Below are 18,387 nucleotides of genomic sequence, written 5' to 3'. Positions count from 1 at the left end.
TCCCCGGTCAGTTCTCCTTGGGATCCCAGCGCGCGACCAGGCGTCCCTCCCCTGGCCAGAGGTCTACCCACGGACACTCGATCTCGATCACCGCGTAGGCGCCGGGGCGCATGTGGTGGTCGCCGCCGGCGAGCTCCTCGATGGCGGGATTGTGCCCGCACAGCACCACGGTCCGCACCGCGTCGTCGGTCCTGCGCAGGACCTCCAGCAGGTCTTCCGGGTAGGCCTCGTAGATCTCGCGCTCGAAGCTCGTCTCCGTGTCGGGGAAGGCCAGCTCCGCCGTACGCCTGGTGCGGGTCGACGGCGAGCAGAGCACCAGGTCGGGGGCGATGCCGGCGTCGCGGATCGCGTCGCCCGCCCGCTTGGCGTCGCGCTCGCCCCGGTCGGTCAGGGGGCGCTCGCGGTCGGCCAGGCCGAGGACCTGGGCGGCCTTGGCGTGGCGCAGCAGGATGAGGGTGCGGGTCGTCATCGTCGCTCAGCCCCTGCTCGTGGCCCACACGGCCAGCACGGTGATCACGGCCAGGATCACCAGCATCGCCAGGAGGATGATGGCCAGGGTCTTCCCGCCGTTCGGCCGTTGCTCTTCCATGCGTTCAGTCTCCCACGCGTACGGCCCGCACTCCCTCGACCCCTGGCCGCTGCCTCCCCTGGTCCACGCCCTCTCTTCCCCTGGTCCCTGCCCGCTGCCTCCTCTGGCCTGTGCCCGCGCCTCCCCTGGCCCTGCCCTCTGCCTCCCCTGGCCTGTGCCCGCTGCTTCCCTGGCCCCCGCCCTCCCGCCGGAACGCGAAAGGCCCCCCGGAGCACCGGAGGGCCTTACCGCGAACCCATGTCACCTACGAGGCGACGGGCTCCTTCTCACGGTCGTTCGTCGGCGCGATCGACACGTGGCGGCGCTTGGAGGCGATGATCGCCGCCACCACCACGACCACCGCGACCGCGGTGATCCCGATCCGCATCACGGCGTTGTCCGCGTTCAGCACCACGGCCGGCGCGATCAGCAGCGCGACCAGGTTCATGACCTTGATCAGCGGGTTGATGGCCGGACCTGCGGTGTCCTTGAACGGGTCGCCGACGGTGTCGCCGATGACGGTGGCCGCGTGGGCATCGGAGCCCTTGCCGCCGTGGTGCCCGTCCTCGACCAGCTTCTTGGCGTTGTCCCACGCGCCACCGGAGTTGGCCAGGAAGACCGCCATGAGGGTGCCGCATGCGATGGCGCCGGCCAGGAAGGCGCCGAGCGGCGCGTATCCGAGCGCGAAGCCGACCGCGATCGGCGTCATGACGGCCAGCAGACCGGGGGTGGCCAGCTCGCGGAGCGAGTCACGGGTGCAGATGTCGACGACGCGCCCGTACTCCGGAGTCTCGGTGCCCGCCATGATCCCCGGCTTGCTACGGAACTGCTCGCGGACCTCGAAGACCACGCGCATCGCCGCACGGCCCACGGCCATGATCGCCAGGCCGGAGAACAGGAAGACGACCGAGGCGCCGATGATCAGACCGACGAGGACGTTCGGCTGGTCGATGCCGAGGCTGAAGGTCGCGAAGTCGCCCAGCACGGCCTTGACCCCGGCGCTCGCCTCCGCCAGCGCGCCCTCGACCGCTGTTCGGAAGGCTCCGAACAGCGCAGTCGCGGCGAGCACGGCGGTCGCGATCGCGATGCCCTTGGTGATCGCCTTGGTGGTGTTGCCGACGGCGTCGAGGCTGGTGAGCACCTGCGCGCCCTCGCCCTCGACGTCGCCGGACATCTCGGCGATGCCCTGGGCGTTGTCGGAGACCGGGCCGAAGGTGTCCATCGACACGATGACGCCGACGGTGGTCAGCAGGCCGGTGCCGGCCAGCGCGACCGCGAACAGCGCGAGCGTCACGTTCCCGAAGCCGAGCAGGAACGCGCCGTAGACCGCGCCGCCGATGATCAGCGCCGTGTAGACCGCGGACTCCAGACCGACGCTGATGCCGGAGAGGATGACGGTCGCCGGGCCGGTGAGCGAGCTCTCGCCGATCTCCTTGACGGGGCGGCGGTTGGTCTCGGTGAAGTAGCCGGTGAGCAGCTGGATCGCGCTGGCCAGGACCAGACCGACCAGCACCGCGCCGATCGCGACCAGGCGCGGGTCGGCGTCGGACTGCACCTGGGCGCCGCTCAGCTGGGAGAAGCTGCTGGGCAGGTACCAGAAGGCGGCCGCGGCCACGAGCACCGCGGAGATCGCGGCGGAGATGAAGAAGCTGCGGTTGATCGCGGCCATGCCGTTGCGGTCGCGGTCGCGCATGCCGGTGATGAAGATGCCGATGATCGCGGTGAGCACACCGATCATCGGGACGATCAGCGGGAAGATCAGACCCTCTTCACCGAAGGCCACCTTGCCCAGGATCAGGGAGGCGACCAGCATGACCGCGTACGACTCGAAGAGGTCGGCCGCCATGCCGGCGCAGTCGCCGACGTTGTCGCCCACGTTGTCGGCGATGGTCGCCGGGTTGCGGGGGTCGTCCTCGGGGATGCCCTGCTCGACCTTGCCGACCAGGTCCGCGCCGACGTCCGCGGCCTTGGTGAAGATGCCGCCGCCGACTCGCATGAACATGGCCAGCAGCGCGGCGCCGAAGCCGAAGCCCTCGAGCACGCCGGGGGCGTCGCCCTTGTAGAGGAGCACGACCACGGCGGCGCCGAGCAGGCCCAGGCCGACGGTGAACATGCCCGCCACACCACCGGTGCGGAAGGCGATGCGCATGGCCTTCTTCTCACCGCTCGTCCGGGCGGCGGCAGCCACGCGCACGTTTCCGCGTACGGCCAGCCACATGCCCATGAAGCCAGTCAGGGCGGAGAAACCCGCGCCGACCACGAAGAAGATCGAACGGCCGATCTTGACATCCATCGAGCCCGGCAGCAGGAACAGCACGATCGGGATCAGGATGACGAAGACGGCGAGCGTCTTGAACTGCCTGGACAGGTACGCCGCCGCGCCCTCCTGGACAGCCCTGGCGATGTTCTGCATGCGCTCGGTGCCCTGGTCGGCCTTGAGCACCTCGCGCACCAAACCGCCGGCGACGGCTAGTGCGATCAGCGCCACAGCGGCGACCACGACCACTATTGTGAGGTTGTTACCGCTCAGACTGAGCGTGGATTCTGGCGCGGCGGCCAGATAGAGCCTAGACATCGTTCTCCTCGGCAAGACGGGTACGTCCTGCCCGGATGGCGACGTCGCAATCGGCGGGATCTTTTGGAGCGGCGGCCATCCGGGTTATGGGCAGCCGCTTCCGGTTGAGTCCGAAGCTACGTCGGATCACCTTGGCCGGTGCCGGGAGTCTACGCAGGGCTTCAACAGATATGAAGGCTCTTTGGTCGGCCAATTGGCTGCGCGTCCAGTAATCCCCAGGGAGTGGGCCGATTTGCGGTTATTGCGCTTACGTTACGGTCGCAACTGACGGGCTAAACGGCCTAGCCGAAATCTGGAATGGGAACGCTCCAAGCCACGGGACCTGTGAAGGGGGCGTCATGTGATCGAGTCAACGGTGGCTGCACACCCCGTCCCCGAAGCGCCCCCGCTCCCGTGAAACCGTTCGACTGTCCGGTCGTAACGGCGCCCGGCCACGCACACCGGCCGGCCGTGCCCCTGGACAGAGCCCGGCCCCGGACGGCGACTGGGCCTGACCTCGCGGCAGCCGTACAACTCAAACAGTGGCCATACAACTCACGCAGTCGTCGCACAACTCATGCGGGAGTCGCACAACATTTGCGGAGTCGCGCGACTCTTGCAGGGCCGTACTTGCGGTGGCCGCGCTCACCTGGAGAAACGCCCGTAGAGCGCCGCGTGCGCGGGAAACCCCGCGCAAGAAAGCGCCCTACAAACACCCACTCACTACACAAACAACCGTGAAAAGCCTCAGCCCGCGCGCCCGTTGGCGGACGCCGGCCAGCTCATCCGAATCCTCATCCCCTTGGGGCTGGGGAAGACCTCCACGTCGTCGGCCAGGCCCGCGATGACCGCGATGCCGAAACCGCTCACGTAGGAATCGGACAGCATGCCCAGATCGAGTGGTCGATCATGAACATGCTCATCACTGGGCGCTTGGTCACTCACGGTGACCTCGAAGCGCCCCGAATCGTCACTCAGCTCGATGCGGATCGGCTCTCCCGGGCAGTGGGCGCGGTGCGCCTCGACCGCCCGGGAGCATGCTTCACCGACTGCGAGCCTGACCTCGTCCAGCAACGACTCCTCGACGCCTGTACGACGGGCGATCGCCGTCGCCACGAGCCGGGCGGTCCGCACGTGCGCGGGGAGAGCGCTGAACGTCAGCTCGACGGTAGCCATGACTACTTGTCTCGGCCGTGAGCTTCCTTGGCCTCGTCGACCGAAGCGTAGATCCCGAAGACCTTGGTGAGTCCGGTGATCCGGAAGATCTTCAGGATGCGCTCCTGAGTGCAGACCAGCTCCAGCGAGCCGTCGTGCGCTCGAACCCTCTTCAGCCCGCCGACCAGGACACCCAGGCCGGTCGAGTCGAGGAAGTCGACCTTCTCCATGTTGACGAGCAGGTGGAAGTTGCCCTTGTTGACCAGATCGATCAGCAACTCACGCAACCTGGGCGCCGTGTAGACGTCGATCTCACCCTCGACCTCCACGATGGTGAGCCGGTCTTCGTTGTGGTGATCCAACTTCAGATCCACAGATCCTCCAGCGCCTCGCCTGCGAAGTACTCTTTCAGGTCTGACAGCCTTGAGCTGCCCGACCCCGACGCGCGGCATTCAACCACGGGTCTTGCTTACGTCTATACGAAATCACGATTCCCGGCGACTTTGCCCATGGATGCCAGACTGGAAACCAGTGACTTCCTCGACTTCCTCCCCACGCCGAGCCGGTCCACTCCTCCAGCACCTGCTCGGAGTTCCTGCACGTCATGAGCGCGTCACTCATGTGGAGCATGTTCCAGCACGTCAGGCGGGTCAAGTCAGATGGCCGAATTGGGCGCCCGAGCTGCTGGTTACGCGCTTGGCGAACCAGGGGATCCCGGGTCTCTGGCCACATCAGTACGAAGCCGCCGATCTGGCACATCGCGGCCAAAACGTGATCATTGCCACAGGCACCGCGTCGGGCAAGTCGCTCGCGTACCTCACTCCGGCCGCCTCCTCGATCTTCGACGGCGGCACTGTGCTGTATCTCACCCCGACCAAGGCACTCGCCGCCGACCAGCTCCGATCGCTGCGCGAACTCAAGATCACCCAGCTTCGCGCCGCGACCTTCGACGGCGACACCCCCTTCGAGGAACGCACCTGGGTCCGCCAGCACGCCAACTACGTCCTGACAAACCCCGACATGCTCCACCGCAGCATGCTCCCCCGCCACTCGTCCTGGTCGTCCTACTTCCGCCGCCTCCGCATGGTCATCGTCGACGAGTGCCACGGCTACCGCGGCGTCTTCGGCTCCCACGTGGCCCAGATCCTCAGGCGCCTGCGCCGCGTCGCCGCCAGGTACGGCTCGCACCCCGTCTTCTTCCTCGCCTCGGCCACCGCCAGCGACCCGGCGCTGTCAGGGATGCGGCTGACGGGGCTGGAGATGGCCGAGGTGGCCACGGACGCGTCTCCGCGTGGGGCGACCACCTTCGCGCTCTGGGAGCCGCCCCTGACCGATCTGCGGGGCGAGGGCGGCGCCCCCGTCCGCCGCACCGCCACGGCCGAGGCCGCGGACCTGCTCGCCGATCTCGTCCTGTCCGACGTCCGCACCCTCGCGTTCGTCCGCTCCCGCCGCGGCGCCGAAAGCGTCGCCCTGTCGGCCAGGGCCAAGCTGGCCGACGTCGCGGTGTCGTTGTCGAGTACGGCACAGCGTCACGCGATGCCGTTCCCGACCTCGATGGACGACGATCCGTACTCCCTGCCGGACGACGTCTCCTCAGCGAGCTCGGCCGCTACTACCGAACCGTCCGCTGCTACCGAGCCGTCCGCTGGACCATCGCCGTCCGAGGAGCCATCCACCATGGCCCAGCCCTTGCCCTCCCCATCAACCCCCGCCAGGCCCTCCCCCTCGGCCCCCACCGAGGCCCACACCCCCACGGTGCCCGCCCCCCGCTCCCCCAGCACCGAGGACTGGAGCACGCTCCCCGACAAGGTCGCCGCCTACCGCGCCGGCTACCTGCCCGAGGACCGCCGCCTCCTCGAAAAGGCGCTCCGCTCCGGCACCCTCATGGGCCTGGCCTCCACCAACGCCCTCGAACTCGGCGTGGACGTCTCCGGCCTCGACGCCGTCCTGATCACCGGCTGGCCCGGCACCCGTGCCTCCCTCTGGCAACAGGCGGGCCGCGCCGGCCGAGACGGCCAGGACGCGCTGGCCGTACTGATCGCCCGCGACGACCCCCTCGACACCTACCTCGTCCACCACCCCGAGGCCCTGTTCGGGCGCCCCGTCGAGGCGATCGTCCTCGACCCCGACAACCCGTACGTCCTGGCCCCGCACCTGTGCGCCGCCGCCGCCGAGATCCCCCTCACCGACGCCGACCTGGAGATCTTCGGCGACACCACGGAAGCGGTGCTCTCCGACCTGGTCACCGACGGCCTGCTGCGCCGCCGCCCCGCGGGCTGGTACTGGACCCGCCGCGAGCGCGCCACCGACCTGGCCGACATCCGCGGCTCGGGCGCCTCGCCCGTCCAGGTGGTCGAGTCCGCAACGGGCCGTCTCCTCGGCACCGTCGACGAGCCCTCCTCCCACACGACCGTCCACACCGGCGCGGTCTACATCCACCAGGGAGAGACGTTCCTCGTCGAAGAGCTCGACCTGGAGGCCGGCGTCGCCCTGGTGTGCGCAGCCCAGCCCGACTACTCCACCTTCGCCCGCGACATCACCGAGATCAGCATCCTGTCCACCATCCGCTCCCACGCCCTCGGCGCCGCCGACCTGAACTTCGGCGAGGTGGAGGTGACGCGTCAGGTGGTGTCGTACCTCAAGCGCCGCATGCACACCGGCGAAATGCTCGGCGACGAGCCCCTCGACCTGCCCCCGCGCACCCTCCGCACCCGCGCCGTCTGGTGGACGCTCCCCGCCGACATCGTCGCCCCCCTCGCCGAAGCGGGCTTCGACCTCGGCGGCTCCGCCCACGCCGCCGAGCACGCCGCCATCGGCCTGCTCCCCCTGTTCGCCACCTGCGACCGCTGGGACATCGGCGGCGTCTCGACCGAACTCCACGCGGACACCGGCATGCTCACCGTCTTCGTCTACGACGGCCACGAGGGCGGCGCCGGCTTCGCCGAACGCGGCTACTCCCGCGCGTCGGAGTGGCTGACGGCCACGCGAGAGGCCATCGGATCGTGCGAGTGCGAGCGGGGGTGCCCTTCGTGCATCCAGTCGCCCAAGTGCGGCAACGGCAACGAGCCGTTGGACAAGGCGGGGGCGTTGCGCTTGCTCGACACACTGCTCAGCGCCGAGACCCCCACGACGCCGGATCCGGAGCCTTGATTCCGAGTCGGGTCGCACGCCCTAACCCGGACACCGAAGCCCAGGCCCGGCACCCGCTCTCAGAACCCGCGCCTTCATCCTGGGTGCCCGAACCCACGCTCTGAACCTCGACGTCCCGAGTCTCACCCCACCCCGACACCCGATTCCGCACCCTCGTCCTGCCGCTGAGCTCCTGCTTGGCCTGCACGAACGCTGGCCAAGCGCGCCCCGAACCTGAGCGCTCGCGAAGCCGAAAATGCCGACCGGCCCCGTCGTACGGCAGGCGGCCGGGCACTCAACCGAGTGCCCGGCCGCTCGCCCCCACCGGCGGAGGAAGCTCAGCTCTCCTCGTCCCGGCGCCGCCGCCGTTCCGCGAGCTCGTCCTCGTCGGCCGCCCAGAAGTCCCCCGCCCCGGGCTGCGGCCGCTCCCAGAAGCCGCTGTCCTCCATGGAACGGGGGCTGGGCGGCAGGTAGTCGTCCCAGCGTTCCTCGATCTTGATGGCGGGACGCGCCGCACTCCGCTCGCTATCAGGCACGGCGGTCACCGCCGAGCTGGGCAGAGCAAGCCGTACGGGCTCGTGCCGAGGCCCTGCGTCAGCCCTGACGGGGCTGCCTTCGCGCTCGGCCGAAACTCGTACGGCGTCCGCCCGGGCCTCAGGGGCAGCCGCCTGCCGCACAGCGCCTTGACCCGGACCAGAGACGTCAGCGTCGTGCTGGTGCACTGCTCCCGCGAAGGCGCCGTCACGCTGGCCTGACCGAACCGCTTCGGCCTCTCGCTGCCCTGCCTTCAGGTCGTCGGCACTCAGGTACAGCGGCAACGAGACCGGTGAGGCCTCATGGCGCGACTGGTCGGGCACCGCTGGGTGCTCCGGCTGCTTGGCCGTACGGACCTTGGCCACGGCGAGGACCACGGCCGAGCGGCGAGGGGCGGTGGAGGTCGGAGGCAGGCTGTCGTCGGCCAGATGGCTGTGAGCGAAGACAGGGCCGGTCGCTCGCGGCGTGGCGCCGGAGGTCCAGGCCCCGGCAGCGGAGCCCTTCGCCGGTCCTGGACCCGCAGGTGTGGCCATGGCGGCGGCCGCGAGGGCTCGGCGGCGAGCCCAGGCACCACCGTGGGCGGCGAGGAGAAGCAGGATCAAGCCACCCGCCACATACAGGCCGTACTGGCCGATCGTGCCAATCGGCGATTCCGACGACTGGGCCTTGACGCCCGTCTCGACGGTCGGCGTTCCCTTGCCGTCGGTGCTCCCGTCGGATTCCGGTGTCAGCGTGCCCGCGTCGCCCGCCGCCTTCTGCCCGCTCGCCTCCGGTGAAGGCAGGGGGAAGTTGCCCTGTTCGTCAGTTTCGGGAATCTCGGGGAGCTTCTGCTTGACCTTGGGTGTCTGCGCGTTGGTGGTGGTCGCGGGCTTGCTCTTGTCCTTGGCGGGCAGCGTGGGGAACGCCTCGACGCCCTGCTTGTTCTTGTCCTTCGGCGCCGTGGTCGGCTGGGTGGTCTTCTTGGGCTGCGCGGCGGGCGGGGCGGGGATCATGACGATGGCCGGGGCCGAGAACCCCGACGCGATGCTCCCGCCTTCGCCGTCGCTGCGCTGCGCCTTCACGGTGAACCCGACCGGCTGCCCCGCGGCCTTGGGTGGTACGGCGAGCACCGCCTTGCACGACGAACTCGAGCAAGCCTGGCCCACGGGCAACTTTCCGACGACACCGGACTGGGTCGTGGCCACCTCGTAGCTCTGCAGGTCAGGCTCGTCACCCTTGGACCAGGTGACGACGATCTGGTCCTTGCTCTGGAGCCTGGCATCGACTCCTGACGGCGTGGCCGGCGGGATCGCCTGCCTCAGCGTGGCACTCGTTTCGTCCCACCGCGCACCCACGAGCTTGCCCCGCTGGACGAGCCTGAGGGTGTAGCTGCCGTTCTGCCGCTCGGACGGATTCCAGGTGTAACTCACCCGCTGGTCGCCCCTGGCCACCTCGGAGCCGTCGACATAGAGGATCGCGTCGAAAAGCGGGTCCACGGTGCCCGAGATGGTCACCGAGGAGTTGCTCGTCACCTTCGCCGGCGCATTGAGCACCGCCTTGGCCTGGGCCGGCGCCGCCGAGCCGAAGACCAGGGAGGTGGTCACGATCGACGTGACCGCCGATGCGGCTACCAGTCTGCGAACCACCGTCACGACGCTTCCCTCCAACGAAAGCCTCGCGCCGTCACTCCGCCCGCCTTCACGAGCGCTCGTACGGCATCCGGAAGTGCTAGGACATACCCACCTCAAGGTGCCGAGCAGCCTAGCCACTGGATCACGACATGTCCTAGATCTCAGCCCAGACGGCATGGACCCGGAGGTAAGCGCGACCTTATGTGAGCTGCGCCACTTTTGGACACCGCGTCTAAGAAGTCGTGATTCTTTTGCGACATTGCCACTTACGACCCATTCGTCTCAGGGGTGGGGAGGACTCGAGGAGCTGACGTGGGAGGCGCGCGCGCTTGCGCAGACGCCGAGCGCAGACGCTGAGCGCGGCCGCGGAGCGGCCGCGAGCAGCTGGGACTGTGAGCGCGGTTGCCAGGGCGCCGAGCGCCGGGTTGGCGGGCTGCCGCCGTGTCGAGGCGTCGCGACGCCAACAGTGCTGGCCCCGGGGTGGTGGGTGCCGAGTTGACGGGATGCCGGGCTGCCCGGCATGGCGAGGTGCGCGTGCCGAGGGCCGAGGCGCCCCGGCGCCGCCGTGCTGCGGTGCCGCCGTGCCGCCGTGCCGCCGTGCCGCCGTGCCGCCGTGCCGCCGTGCCGCCGTGCCGCCGTGCCGCCGTGCCGCCGTGCCGCGGTGCCGCGGTGCCGCGGTGCCGGAGTACTGCGGTGCCGGAGTCGAAGCGCCGGGGCCGACGCGACTGAGCCGACGTGCATCGGAGGCCGAAGTTAAGGGCGGAGTGGGCCGATGCGGGTGGGGCCGGCTCGGGCGTGGGCGGTGATGGTGCGTTCGCCGATGGCCGGGAGGGTGATGCGCACGGTGGTGTCGACGTCGACCATTTCTGCCGCGAGGGTGCAAGTGGCGAGCTTGGCCTGGTTGGCTTCGGCGATGCGTTTGGCGGCGCGGCAGGCTTCGTCGGGGTTGGCGATGGCGAGTTTGGCGGCGGCCAGGGCGCTCAGGTCGGCGCTCGTTTGGGCGCGGTGACGGGCTACACGGGCTGTGCCGATGGTGGTGATGGCTGTGGCGGCGATCATCAGGAGGGCCATGAGGGCGACGCTCCACAGGGTGGCTGATCCGCGGTCGGCGGTGGTTGGGCTCATCTACGGCGGTCCTCTGATCGGTCTCATTGGCTCATGGTTATCGCTGACTTCTGGCAGCCGCCCCGGCGTAGTCCGCAATGACTCATGGGGCTTCCGGAACTCTCGTGGTCTGACCTCGGGGGCTATGCGCCTCCACCTATGGCTCGGTGGCGGCGGTGGCGGTGGCGTTGACCGTCGCTGGGGGTAGTGGGAGGCCCCAGGCCGGCCGTACGTGGACGGTGATGCGGACGTGGGTCAGATCGGTGGCGCGGTCTACGGCGATCAGGGCGTTGGGGTGGGTGGCTGCGCGGGCGCGGTGTTCGACGTCGGCGAGAGGCTCGCCGCGGGCTGCCGCTCTGGCGGCGGCGCGGGCGGCGTCGACGCATTCGAGTTGGGCGCCCACGACCTGGATGAGCCAGAGGGCGGCCGCGAGAACCGCGACGAGTGCCGGGAGCACCGCCGCGGTCTCTGCGGTCACCGAACCGCGGCTCGCTCCTGAGCAGCCTGGCCGGTGGGTGGGGGGCAGGAGAGGTCACCGCCTTCTGGGAGTGGGCGGGGTGTCAGCCGTTGGTGTTCAAGGCCTGGTCTACGAGGCTGGACAACATCTCCTGGACTTCTGGGCTGCTCACGACCTTGTAGAGCAGGGCCGCGAAGGCGCAGGCGGCGATGGTGCCCACGGCGTATTCGGCTGTGGACATGCCGCGGTCGAGGCGGTCGGCTCTGAGGCGGGCCAGCAGGGCGCGTCGTCGGGTGGCGAGGCGCTGGAGCGGCGGCTTGGGCGAGCTTGCCGCGGTGATCACAACGTTGGGCTCGTCGGGCATCGTGCCTCCTCATCCTGGTGCCGGAGGTGGGCTCCGGCGGGTGAGGTTCAGGGTGCTCGAAGGGGTGGGGGTGGGGCGGGGCCGAACGGGGCTCTGTGGATAACGCGGGCTCTTTGGGGGTGGAGGGGGGCCACGCGGGCGGTGCTGGGCCCGCCCACGAGGACGGCGTTAAGGCCCGCTGGGGGAAGCGTCTGGGGTGGTGCGGAGGGCTTGGAGCATCGTGGTCAAAGCCTTCTTGGTGGCCGCCAAGGCTGTGGGGTCGGGGGTGCTTGCCAGCCAGAGGGCGGCCTCGTTCATGGCGCCGGACAGGAGGCGGGCCAGGGGCTCCACCGGCTGGGGGGCGATCACGCCCACGTCAATGAGGTGGGTGAGGGCCTCGGTGAGGTGACGGGCGGAGGCTGCTTCGTCGAGGGTGCGCCATTCGTTCCAGCCCAGGACGGATGGAGCGTCGATCAGCATGATCTGCTGGACGTCGGGGTCGGCGCTCGCCGCCAGGAAGGCGTGGCAACCGGCGATCAGCTGGTCCCATGGGTCGGGCTCGGCGTCTGCCGATTGGGCGACGCGTATGGCGACTTCCTGCTGGATCTGCGTCAGCACGGCGCGGAACAGGTCTTCCTTGCTCTGGAAGTGGTGGTAGAAGGCGCCCTTGGTGACGCCTACGGCGCTCACGATCTGGGCCAGGCCTACCGAGCCGTAGCCGGCCGACGCGAACTGTTTTCTGGCCTCCTGCAACAGCGTTCGGCGGGTTTGGTCGCGCTGTTCTGCCCTGCTCATCGTCCTCCGCTCGCTTTGACATACCAATGGTATGTCAGCTAGCTTTCACATACCAACGGTATGTGAAGGAGGGGTGTCATGGTCACGAGCTTCTATCCGGTCATCTGCACGTCGAAGATCGATGAGTCGCGTGAGTTCTACACGGAGGTGATGGGATTCGAGACGACCTTCGAGGCGGATTGGTACGTCAGCTTGCGGTTGCCTGGGGCTGTGCCGTACGAGCTGGCGCTCTTGGACTTTCAGCATCCGACCTTGCCCGCCGCCTACCGTGCTCCTGTGCAGGGGTTGCTTCTCAACTTCGAGGTTGAGGATGTGGACGCGGAGTACGAGCGGCTGGTGGTGCGCGGCGGGCTGAAGGCTGAGCTTGAGCTGCGGAGTGAGGACTTCGGGCAGCGTCACTTCATCGTGGCCGATCCGAACGGGGTGCTGATCGATGTGATCACGCCGATCCCGCCATCGGGAGAGTACGCCGAGCAGTACACGTAGGTCACGGCGGTACGGCGGATGTCTTCGTGTGCGGTCTGGCTGTCGAAGGCGTCCGTCTGCTGCAGGATCGCGACGCTGCTCTGTCAGGCTCTGCGCTGCCATCAACGCCTCAGGCTCTCGCCGGTGCGGCGTGTGGCGGAGAAGCAACCAGCTAGGGCAGGACGATCCCCTGGGCCAGGCCGGCGATCACGGGGATGATGCCGAGCAGGACGAATGCCGGGAGGAAGCACAGGCCCAGGGGTGCGACGGCGGTGACGCCGACTCGGCGGGCGCGGGCCACTGCGGCGGCGCGGGACGTCGAGCGGGCTTCGTCGGCGACTCTGGTCAGGACGTCGGCCACGGGGGCGCCGCTGTGGGTGGCGCGGATCATGGCTCTTGCCAATTGGCGGGTGGACGGGTCGCTGCCGAAGTGGGTCCAGGTGGGCTCGGGGTCGGCGCCCAGGCGCAGTTGGGTGCTTACCCAGTTCAGCCGTTCGCCGAGGGGGCCGCCGATGGTGGTGGCGGCGGTGGAGGTGGCTGCGCTGACTGGCTGGCCTGCGCGGAGGCAGGCGACCATCAGGTCGGCGGCGAAGGGCAGGTCTGTGGTGATTCTGCGTCGGGTTTGTTCGGTTTCTGGTGGGTCGCGTCTGCGGAGGATCGCTGCCACGGCGAGTGCGGTGACGAGTCCTACGGGGGCTGCGGGCCAGCCGCCGGTGGCCAGGGCGGCGAGGGCGCCAGCGGCGAGTGCCGTCGGCCAGGACTTGCGGGTTTGGTTCGGGAGTTTTGGCGGGGAGTCGGCTGCGGGTGGCTTTGCGGGGCGTAGGGCGGCGAGGCGGTCGGCCGGGGTATGCGGGGAGAGCCAGAACCAGGCTGCGAGGGCGGCGCTCATGGTGGCGATCAGGAGGGACATCTCCGTCACGACTCCGCTCGTACGGCCATGCGGTGGGTCCACCACAGGCCGGCGGCGTCGAGGGCTAGACCGGCGGTCAGGCACGACAGGCCCGGGAGGCCGCCGAAGAGGAAGCCGAGAGGGTTCATGTCCAGGGCGGCGGCCATGAGGAGGCCGAGAGCTGGGAGGACGGCGAGCATTCTGGCTGTGGCTCTTGGGCCTGCGAGTTGGGCGGCTACGTCCTGGCGGTGGGCTTGGTCGGCGCGCAGGGATTGGGCTACGCGGTCGACGAGGGGTGAGAGGCCGGCGCCGACCGTGGTCGAGACCGTCCAGCAGGCTGCCAGGTGGTGGAAGCCGAAGGTGGACAGGGCTTTGGGGATGTCGCCGCCGTCTCTGGCGGCCGCCGCAAGGAGGCGGGCGGGCTCGGGGGTGGGGAAGTCGACGGTGGCCGCGGCTCTGGTGAGGGCTTCGGCGGGGGTGAGGCCTGCTGAGAGTTCGGCGGACAGGCCTTGGCAGAGGTCGATGGAGGCTGCGCGCCAGGCCGCTTGACGGCGGGCGGGGCGGGGGCGGGTGAGGCGGTGGAGCAGGGGGCGCCAGTTCGGGGGGTGGGTGGGGGCGAGGAGGTGGGACAGGCGGGTGGTGGGGGTGTTCGGGCCGGTCAGTAGCCATACGGCGATGGCGGTGGTCAGGGTGGCGAGGATGGTGGTCATGGATGCCTCGGCTGCTCTTGGTGATGGTGATTGGGGGTTATGGCTGGGGCGCCCAGAGCCGGCGGGTGAGGGTGCCGGGGGTGGGTGCCAGGACCGGTCGGCGCGCGAGGGGCGGGGCACGGGGCGCGAGGGACGGGCGTAGGGAGGCGAGGCGGGGTGGGGCGCGAGGCGCGAGGCAGGGGCGCGCGCAAGGCGCGAGGCAGAGGTGGGTGCAGGACCGGTCGGCGAGCGAGGGGGCGGGGGCAAGGCCGAGGGGCGAGGGGCGAGGCGAGGCGCGAGGCGCGAGGCGAGGCGCGAGGCGCGAGGCGAGGCGCGAGGCGAGGGCGAGTGCAAGGCGGGATGAGGGCGCGAGTCGGGGGTGGGGGCGTGGGGGGCGGTGCCATGGGGCGATGCGGAAGCGGTGCCATGAGGCGGAGCCATGGGGCGGCGGGGAGGTGGTCATGGTGATGGAGCCCGGCTCATCAGCGTCTCGAAGCCCGGCCCCACGCAAACGCCCCCACCCACGTCAAACGTCAACGCCGCCACAGCCGACACGAACCCCGACGCCGACCGCCTGAGCAGGCAGATCTCCGACACCCGGCGCCGGCCGTCCGCCCGGCTGCGCGACAGGTGGATCACCACGTCGAGCGCCGCCGCCAGCTGGCTGTGCACGGCCTCCCGGCTCATCCCGCCGGCGCACGCGAGCGCTTCGAGGCGGGCCGGGACGTCGGCGGCCGCGTTGGCGTGGAGGGTGCCGCACCCGCCCTCGTGGCCGGTGTTGAGCGCGGCCAGCAGGTCGATCACCTCGGCGCCGCGCACCTCCCCCACGACGAGGCGGTCGGGGCGCATGCGCAGTGCCTGCCGTACGAGGTCTCGGAGGGTGACTCCGCCGGCGCCTTCCAGGTTGGCGGGGCGGGTTTCGAGGCGGACCACGTGGGGGTGCAGGGGGCGGAGTTCGGCGGAGTCTTCGACGAGCAGGAGGCGTTCGCCGGGGTCTGCGAGGGAGAGCAGGGCGCTGAGCAGTGTGGTCTTGCCGGTGCCCGTGCCGCCCGTGACGAGGAAGGCCAGGCGGGAGTGCACGATCGCCGACAGCACGGGGACGGCGTCGGGGGCGATGGTGCCGGCCGCCACCAGGTCGGGGAGGGTGAAGGTGCGCCTGGGCGGCAGGCGGAGGGAGACGCAGGTGCCCTCGGAGGCCACGGGCGGGAGGATCGCGTGGAGGCGGACGCCGCCGGGCAGGCGGGCGTCGACGTAGGGCGAGGCGTCGTCGAGGCGGCGGCCGGCCGAGGCGGCCAGGCGCTGGGCGAGGCGGCGGACGGCGGGGTCGTCGGGGAAGGTCACCGTGGTGCGGCGCAGCCCCCGCCCGTCGTCGATCCACACGTCTCTCGGGCCGTTGACCAGGACGTCTGTGATCTCTGGCATGGCCAGGAGCGGCTCGAGGGGTCCGGCGCCGATGAGGTCGGCGCACAGGGCGCGGGCGACGTGGAGGATCTCGGCGTCGCCGTACACGGCCTTCTCCGCGCGCAGGGCCAGCGCCACCTGGGCGGCCGTCGGCTCGACGCCGGATCTGGCCAGGCGGACCCTGACCGCTTCCATCAGGTCGGGTGTGACGGTCATGGGTCAGGCCGGGAGCAGGTCTTGGAGGAGGGTGGAGCACAGGCGGCCGAGGGGCGTGCGGGGGCCGAGGGCGGGCATCTCGCCGCGGTTGAGCGAGGCGTCGAGGCGGGGGTGGTCGGGGATCTGGGCGACGTGGGGCGCGCCGTCGAGGGAGGCGGAGATCGTGTCGGGGGCGATCGCTCCCGGGCGGCTGACCAGGCGGATGTCGGCGGTGTGGTGGCGGATGGATTCCTGCACCTGGGCGGCCGAGAGCACTCCCCTGACGTCGGCGCAGACCACCAGGAGGGTGCCCGCGGCCCGGGTCAGGGCCTCGACGGCGGCCTGGTCGATGTGGCGCGGGAGGTCGGCGATCACCAGGTCGAAGCCGCGCAGGCCGGATTCGAGGACGGAGCGCATGGCCTCCGCGGGGATCGGACGGGGGTCGCCCCGGTGGAAGGAGAGCACGGCCAGGTCGCCGAAGGCGGGAAGGGCGTCTCTGAGGGCGGTGGAGCTGACCCTGCCCTCTCGTGCCACCAGGTCGGGCCAGCGTGCTCCCTGGGCCTCCTCCTGGCCCAGGAGGGCGTCGATGCCGCCGCCCAGGGGGTCGGCGTCGAGGAGGAGGGTGCGGAGGTGGGCGCCCGAGGCGTGGAGGGCGAGGCCTGCGGACAGGACGCTGGCTCCGGCGCCGCCCCGGCCGCCGATGACGCAGACGAGGGTGCCGGATCTCGGCTCGGGTTCGGAGATGTCGGCGAACTCCTCGACGAGGCGGCGTTCGGAGGCGGGCAGGTCGATGACGGTGCGGGCGCCCACGGCCACGCATCTGCGCCAGGTGTCGGGGTCGTCGGCTGCGTGGGTGACCAGCAGGACTCGGTCTCTCGGGGGCGGGGCGGTGGCGGCGAGGGCGTCGGCCAGGTCGGCGCCGACCACGACCATCGGGGCGAGGTTCCAGTGGGGGCGGGCGTGGGCGGGGGCGTGGGCCACGTCGAGCTGGGCGCCGGCGGCTGCGGCTATGCGGACCAGGTCGTCGAGGAGCGCGCGGTCTTCCGTGATGACCAGGGGGCGGCGGTTCATGCGGGCAACGATCGGGGGTCAGACCCTCCACCCGGGCCGCCGAACGGGGTTCTGTGGACGGGGAACCCGAAAGGTCGCCAGAAAAGGGGCGACCCCCGCCGGGGGGGAGAGCGGGGGTCGCCTGACCGGTCCGGCTCCGGGGGGGTAGAGCCGGTCCCGTTTCAGAAGAAAGCTTTCATCACTTGACCAGAGCATGGCAAGAGACTTGCAAAGCAAACCCGTGCACAGTCGCTCCAGTTTCGGGAGATACCACCGTATGCTGCCCGATCCGAACGAGTTTCGTCGAGGAGCAATCTCGCATTTTCGCTAAGTTTTTTCGGGGCCGCCAGCACCCCATCACAGCCAGTGATCAAGGCTGGCGGCCAACCATGGGTAAAGGTCTTGGTCCCAGGGGTTCCCATCAGGCCGAATCCGACGTAGAAAGGTGACACGGACCTCTTGTCCGGTACGTCAACCAGGTACCCACGCGCGACCAGCCGCGGGAGGCGCGTCGAGTTGGGCTTGACCCGCTCCGACGAATTAGAGGTGCACGCTTGGTAGCCTGGCGCGACGTACGGCAGACGGCGTCTCGGTTGCGAGGCGCCGTCAGCTATGTCCTCAGCAGCAGACAGCCGCGCCCAAGCCGACGGCCGTGCCTAATCAGACAGCCGCGTCCAAATCGGACAGCCGTGTCCGTAATCGGTCACCCTCGCTGCATGGCCTCGCAGATGGCCGTGGTCTCCCTGACCCCCACCACGACGGCCTCGGCGCAGTGCTGGACCCAGGCGGCCACCCCCGACGGCGTGCCCGTCACGTAGCTCTCCAGCGCCGTCCCGTAGTCCGCGCCGAGGTGCCCGAGCTCGGCCGGCACCAGCGCCTTGGGGTCGAGGCCGAACTCCACCAGCGTCAGCCGTTCCGCAGCTCGCGCCACCACGCCGTCGGCGGTGCCGAAGGGCTCGAGCACGGCCAGTTCGGCGTGCACGATCGCCGCCAGGACCAGCGCGGGCGCCTTGGAGCCCGAGGTCACGAGCGACATCAGCGCGTCGAGCCGCGGGGACCCGGCGGCGGGCCGTCCGAGCGTGTCGTCGTCGGCGAGGCCGCGGGCGGCCAGGGTGTGGAGCCGGGCAAGCACCTGGCGGGGGGACGCCCGCCACGTCGAGCCGAGACGTCCGAGCTCTGCCGAGGCGCGCAGCGCTCCCTGGACGACCGGGTCGGTGACCGTGCCCGATCGCAGGTCGTCGAGGGTGACGTCGACGCCCGACAGCGCGGCCGAGGCCCTGGCCCCGCGCAGCGCCGACTCCGCCGACACCTCCGGGCTGCGCCGGCGCAGCACCCGGTGACGATAGAGCCGGTCGACGGCCTGGCGGGCCTGCTCGATGGATTCCTGCACGCCGGGGAGTTCGGCGATGACAACCAGCGGATCGCTCACAACGCCCGACCTTACCGGCG

Annotated in this window: 16 protein-coding genes; 2 read left to right on the top strand and 14 right to left on the bottom strand. The window is 70.4% G+C overall.

Going from position 1 to position 18,387, the window contains the following annotated elements; translation table 11 throughout:
• Nucleotides 1-7 precede the first annotated feature (7 nt).
• From ACIBH1_RS25620 to ACIBH1_RS25605, 4 genes are all read right to left on the bottom strand, one after another.
• The gene (locus tag ACIBH1_RS25620; protein WP_397316446.1) at nucleotides 8-469 is read right to left on the bottom strand and encodes a SixA phosphatase family protein; all 462 of its coding nucleotides are present in this window, start codon (nucleotides 467-469) and stop codon (nucleotides 8-10) included.
• A gap of 364 nt (nucleotides 470-833) precedes the next feature.
• Nucleotides 834-3,143 carry a sodium-translocating pyrophosphatase gene (locus ACIBH1_RS25615; RefSeq protein WP_397316445.1) on the bottom strand — a complete coding sequence of 770 codons (2,310 nt, stop codon included), beginning with the start codon at nucleotides 3,141-3,143 and terminating at the stop codon, nucleotides 834-836.
• A gap of 726 nt (nucleotides 3,144-3,869) precedes the next feature.
• On the bottom strand, nucleotides 3,870-4,298 hold the full coding sequence (locus tag ACIBH1_RS25610; RefSeq protein WP_397316444.1) for an ATP-binding protein: 429 nt from the start codon (nucleotides 4,296-4,298) through the stop codon (nucleotides 3,870-3,872).
• Between the two features lie 2 nt (nucleotides 4,299-4,300).
• Nucleotides 4,301-4,651 carry an STAS domain-containing protein gene (locus tag ACIBH1_RS25605; RefSeq protein ID WP_181610166.1) on the bottom strand — a complete coding sequence of 117 codons (351 nt, stop codon included), beginning with the start codon at nucleotides 4,649-4,651 and terminating at the stop codon, nucleotides 4,301-4,303.
• Nucleotides 4,652-4,790: 139 nt separating this feature from the next.
• Here ACIBH1_RS25605 and ACIBH1_RS25600 point away from each other — a divergent pair, with 139 nt between their 5' ends.
• Nucleotides 4,791-7,427, top strand: a complete 2,637-nt coding sequence (locus ACIBH1_RS25600; protein WP_397316443.1) for a DEAD/DEAH box helicase — start codon at nucleotides 4,791-4,793, stop codon at nucleotides 7,425-7,427.
• Between the two features lie 317 nt (nucleotides 7,428-7,744).
• Here ACIBH1_RS25600 and ACIBH1_RS25595 read toward each other — a convergent pair whose 3' ends face one another.
• The 5 genes from ACIBH1_RS25595 to ACIBH1_RS25575 form a co-directional block, all read right to left on the bottom strand.
• Nucleotides 7,745-9,565 (bottom strand): hypothetical protein, encoded by a 1,821-nt coding sequence (locus ACIBH1_RS25595; protein WP_397316442.1) that lies wholly within the window; start codon nucleotides 9,563-9,565, stop codon nucleotides 7,745-7,747.
• 738 nt (nucleotides 9,566-10,303) lie between these two features.
• Entirely contained in the window at nucleotides 10,304-10,675 is a 372-nt protein-coding gene (locus tag ACIBH1_RS25590; protein ID WP_397316441.1) for an Rv3654c family TadE-like protein, read from the bottom strand.
• 136 nt (nucleotides 10,676-10,811) lie between these two features.
• Nucleotides 10,812-11,132, bottom strand: coding sequence for a TadE family type IV pilus minor pilin (locus ACIBH1_RS25585; protein ID WP_397316440.1), 321 nt, complete (start codon nucleotides 11,130-11,132; stop codon nucleotides 10,812-10,814).
• An 82-nt stretch (nucleotides 11,133-11,214) separates the two neighbouring features.
• Entirely contained in the window at nucleotides 11,215-11,475 is a 261-nt protein-coding gene (locus ACIBH1_RS25580) for a DUF4244 domain-containing protein (RefSeq protein ID WP_397316439.1), read from the bottom strand.
• A gap of 168 nt (nucleotides 11,476-11,643) precedes the next feature.
• Nucleotides 11,644-12,249 carry a TetR/AcrR family transcriptional regulator gene (locus tag ACIBH1_RS25575; RefSeq protein WP_397316438.1) on the bottom strand — a complete coding sequence of 202 codons (606 nt, stop codon included), beginning with the start codon at nucleotides 12,247-12,249 and terminating at the stop codon, nucleotides 11,644-11,646.
• 78 nt (nucleotides 12,250-12,327) lie between these two features.
• On the opposite strand from ACIBH1_RS25575, the gene ACIBH1_RS25570 reads away from it, so the two are divergent.
• Nucleotides 12,328-12,735: a VOC family protein gene (locus ACIBH1_RS25570; RefSeq protein WP_397316437.1), complete on the top strand. Its 408-nt coding sequence runs from the start codon at nucleotides 12,328-12,330 to the stop codon at nucleotides 12,733-12,735.
• Nucleotides 12,736-12,886: 151 nt separating this feature from the next.
• Here the strand turns inward: ACIBH1_RS25570 and ACIBH1_RS25565 are convergent, their stop codons facing one another.
• The 5 genes from ACIBH1_RS25565 to ACIBH1_RS25545 all read right to left on the bottom strand — a co-directional run bounded on the left by ACIBH1_RS25565 (nucleotide 12,887) and on the right by ACIBH1_RS25545 (nucleotide 18,367).
• Complete coding sequence (locus ACIBH1_RS25565; protein ID WP_397316777.1) at nucleotides 12,887-13,624, bottom strand: type II secretion system F family protein; 738 nt, start codon at nucleotides 13,622-13,624, stop codon at nucleotides 12,887-12,889.
• Between the two features lie 5 nt (nucleotides 13,625-13,629).
• On the bottom strand, nucleotides 13,630-14,313 hold the full coding sequence (locus tag ACIBH1_RS25560) for a type II secretion system F family protein (protein ID WP_397316436.1): 684 nt from the start codon (nucleotides 14,311-14,313) through the stop codon (nucleotides 13,630-13,632).
• Nucleotides 14,314-14,751: 438 nt separating this feature from the next.
• Nucleotides 14,752-15,909, bottom strand: coding sequence for a TadA family conjugal transfer-associated ATPase (locus ACIBH1_RS25555; RefSeq protein ID WP_397316435.1), 1,158 nt, complete (start codon nucleotides 15,907-15,909; stop codon nucleotides 14,752-14,754).
• Nucleotides 15,910-15,912: 3 nt separating this feature from the next.
• Nucleotides 15,913-16,959 carry a septum site-determining protein Ssd gene (gene ssd, locus ACIBH1_RS25550; RefSeq protein ID WP_397316434.1) on the bottom strand — a complete coding sequence of 349 codons (1,047 nt, stop codon included), beginning with the start codon at nucleotides 16,957-16,959 and terminating at the stop codon, nucleotides 15,913-15,915.
• 682 nt (nucleotides 16,960-17,641) lie between these two features.
• Nucleotides 17,642-18,367, bottom strand: a complete 726-nt coding sequence (locus tag ACIBH1_RS25545) for an oxidoreductase (RefSeq protein ID WP_397316433.1) — start codon at nucleotides 18,365-18,367, stop codon at nucleotides 17,642-17,644.
• Nucleotides 18,368-18,387 lie beyond the last annotated feature (20 nt).

This window comes from Nonomuraea sp. NPDC050663 (assembly GCF_044456985.1).
GTDB lineage: Bacteria > Actinomycetota > Actinomycetes > Streptosporangiales > Streptosporangiaceae > Nonomuraea.
The sequence above is the reverse complement of the archived record's forward strand: the minus strand, read 5'-3'. Positions and strand labels throughout refer to the sequence as shown.

Bases quoted from the DNA above. Each gene is read 5' to 3' on its own strand.
- ACIBH1_RS25560 (WP_397316436.1), bottom strand. From the start codon at position 14,313: ATGACCACCATCCTCGCCACCCTGACCACCGCCATCGCCGTATGGCTA.
- ACIBH1_RS25620 (WP_397316446.1), bottom strand. From the start codon at position 469: ATGACGACCCGCACCCTCATCCTGCTGCGCCACGCCAAGGCCGCCCAG.
- ACIBH1_RS25565 (WP_397316777.1), bottom strand. From the start codon at position 13,624: ATGTCCCTCCTGATCGCCACCATGAGCGCCGCCCTCGCAGCCTGGTTC.
- ACIBH1_RS25610 (WP_397316444.1), bottom strand. From the start codon at position 4,298: ATGGCTACCGTCGAGCTGACGTTCAGCGCTCTCCCCGCGCACGTGCGG.
- ACIBH1_RS25575 (WP_397316438.1), bottom strand. From the start codon at position 12,249: ATGAGCAGGGCAGAACAGCGCGACCAAACCCGCCGAACGCTGTTGCAG.
- ACIBH1_RS25590 (WP_397316441.1), bottom strand. From the start codon at position 10,675: ATGAGCCCAACCACCGCCGACCGCGGATCAGCCACCCTGTGGAGCGTC.
- ssd (WP_397316434.1), bottom strand. From the start codon at position 16,959: ATGAACCGCCGCCCCCTGGTCATCACGGAAGACCGCGCGCTCCTCGAC.
- ACIBH1_RS25570 (WP_397316437.1), top strand. From the start codon at position 12,328: ATGGTCACGAGCTTCTATCCGGTCATCTGCACGTCGAAGATCGATGAG.
- ACIBH1_RS25600 (WP_397316443.1), top strand. From the start codon at position 4,791: ATGCCAGACTGGAAACCAGTGACTTCCTCGACTTCCTCCCCACGCCGA.
- ACIBH1_RS25580 (WP_397316439.1), bottom strand. From the start codon at position 11,475: ATGCCCGACGAGCCCAACGTTGTGATCACCGCGGCAAGCTCGCCCAAG.
- ACIBH1_RS25615 (WP_397316445.1), bottom strand. From the start codon at position 3,143: ATGTCTAGGCTCTATCTGGCCGCCGCGCCAGAATCCACGCTCAGTCTG.
- ACIBH1_RS25555 (WP_397316435.1), bottom strand. From the start codon at position 15,909: ATGACCGTCACACCCGACCTGATGGAAGCGGTCAGGGTCCGCCTGGCC.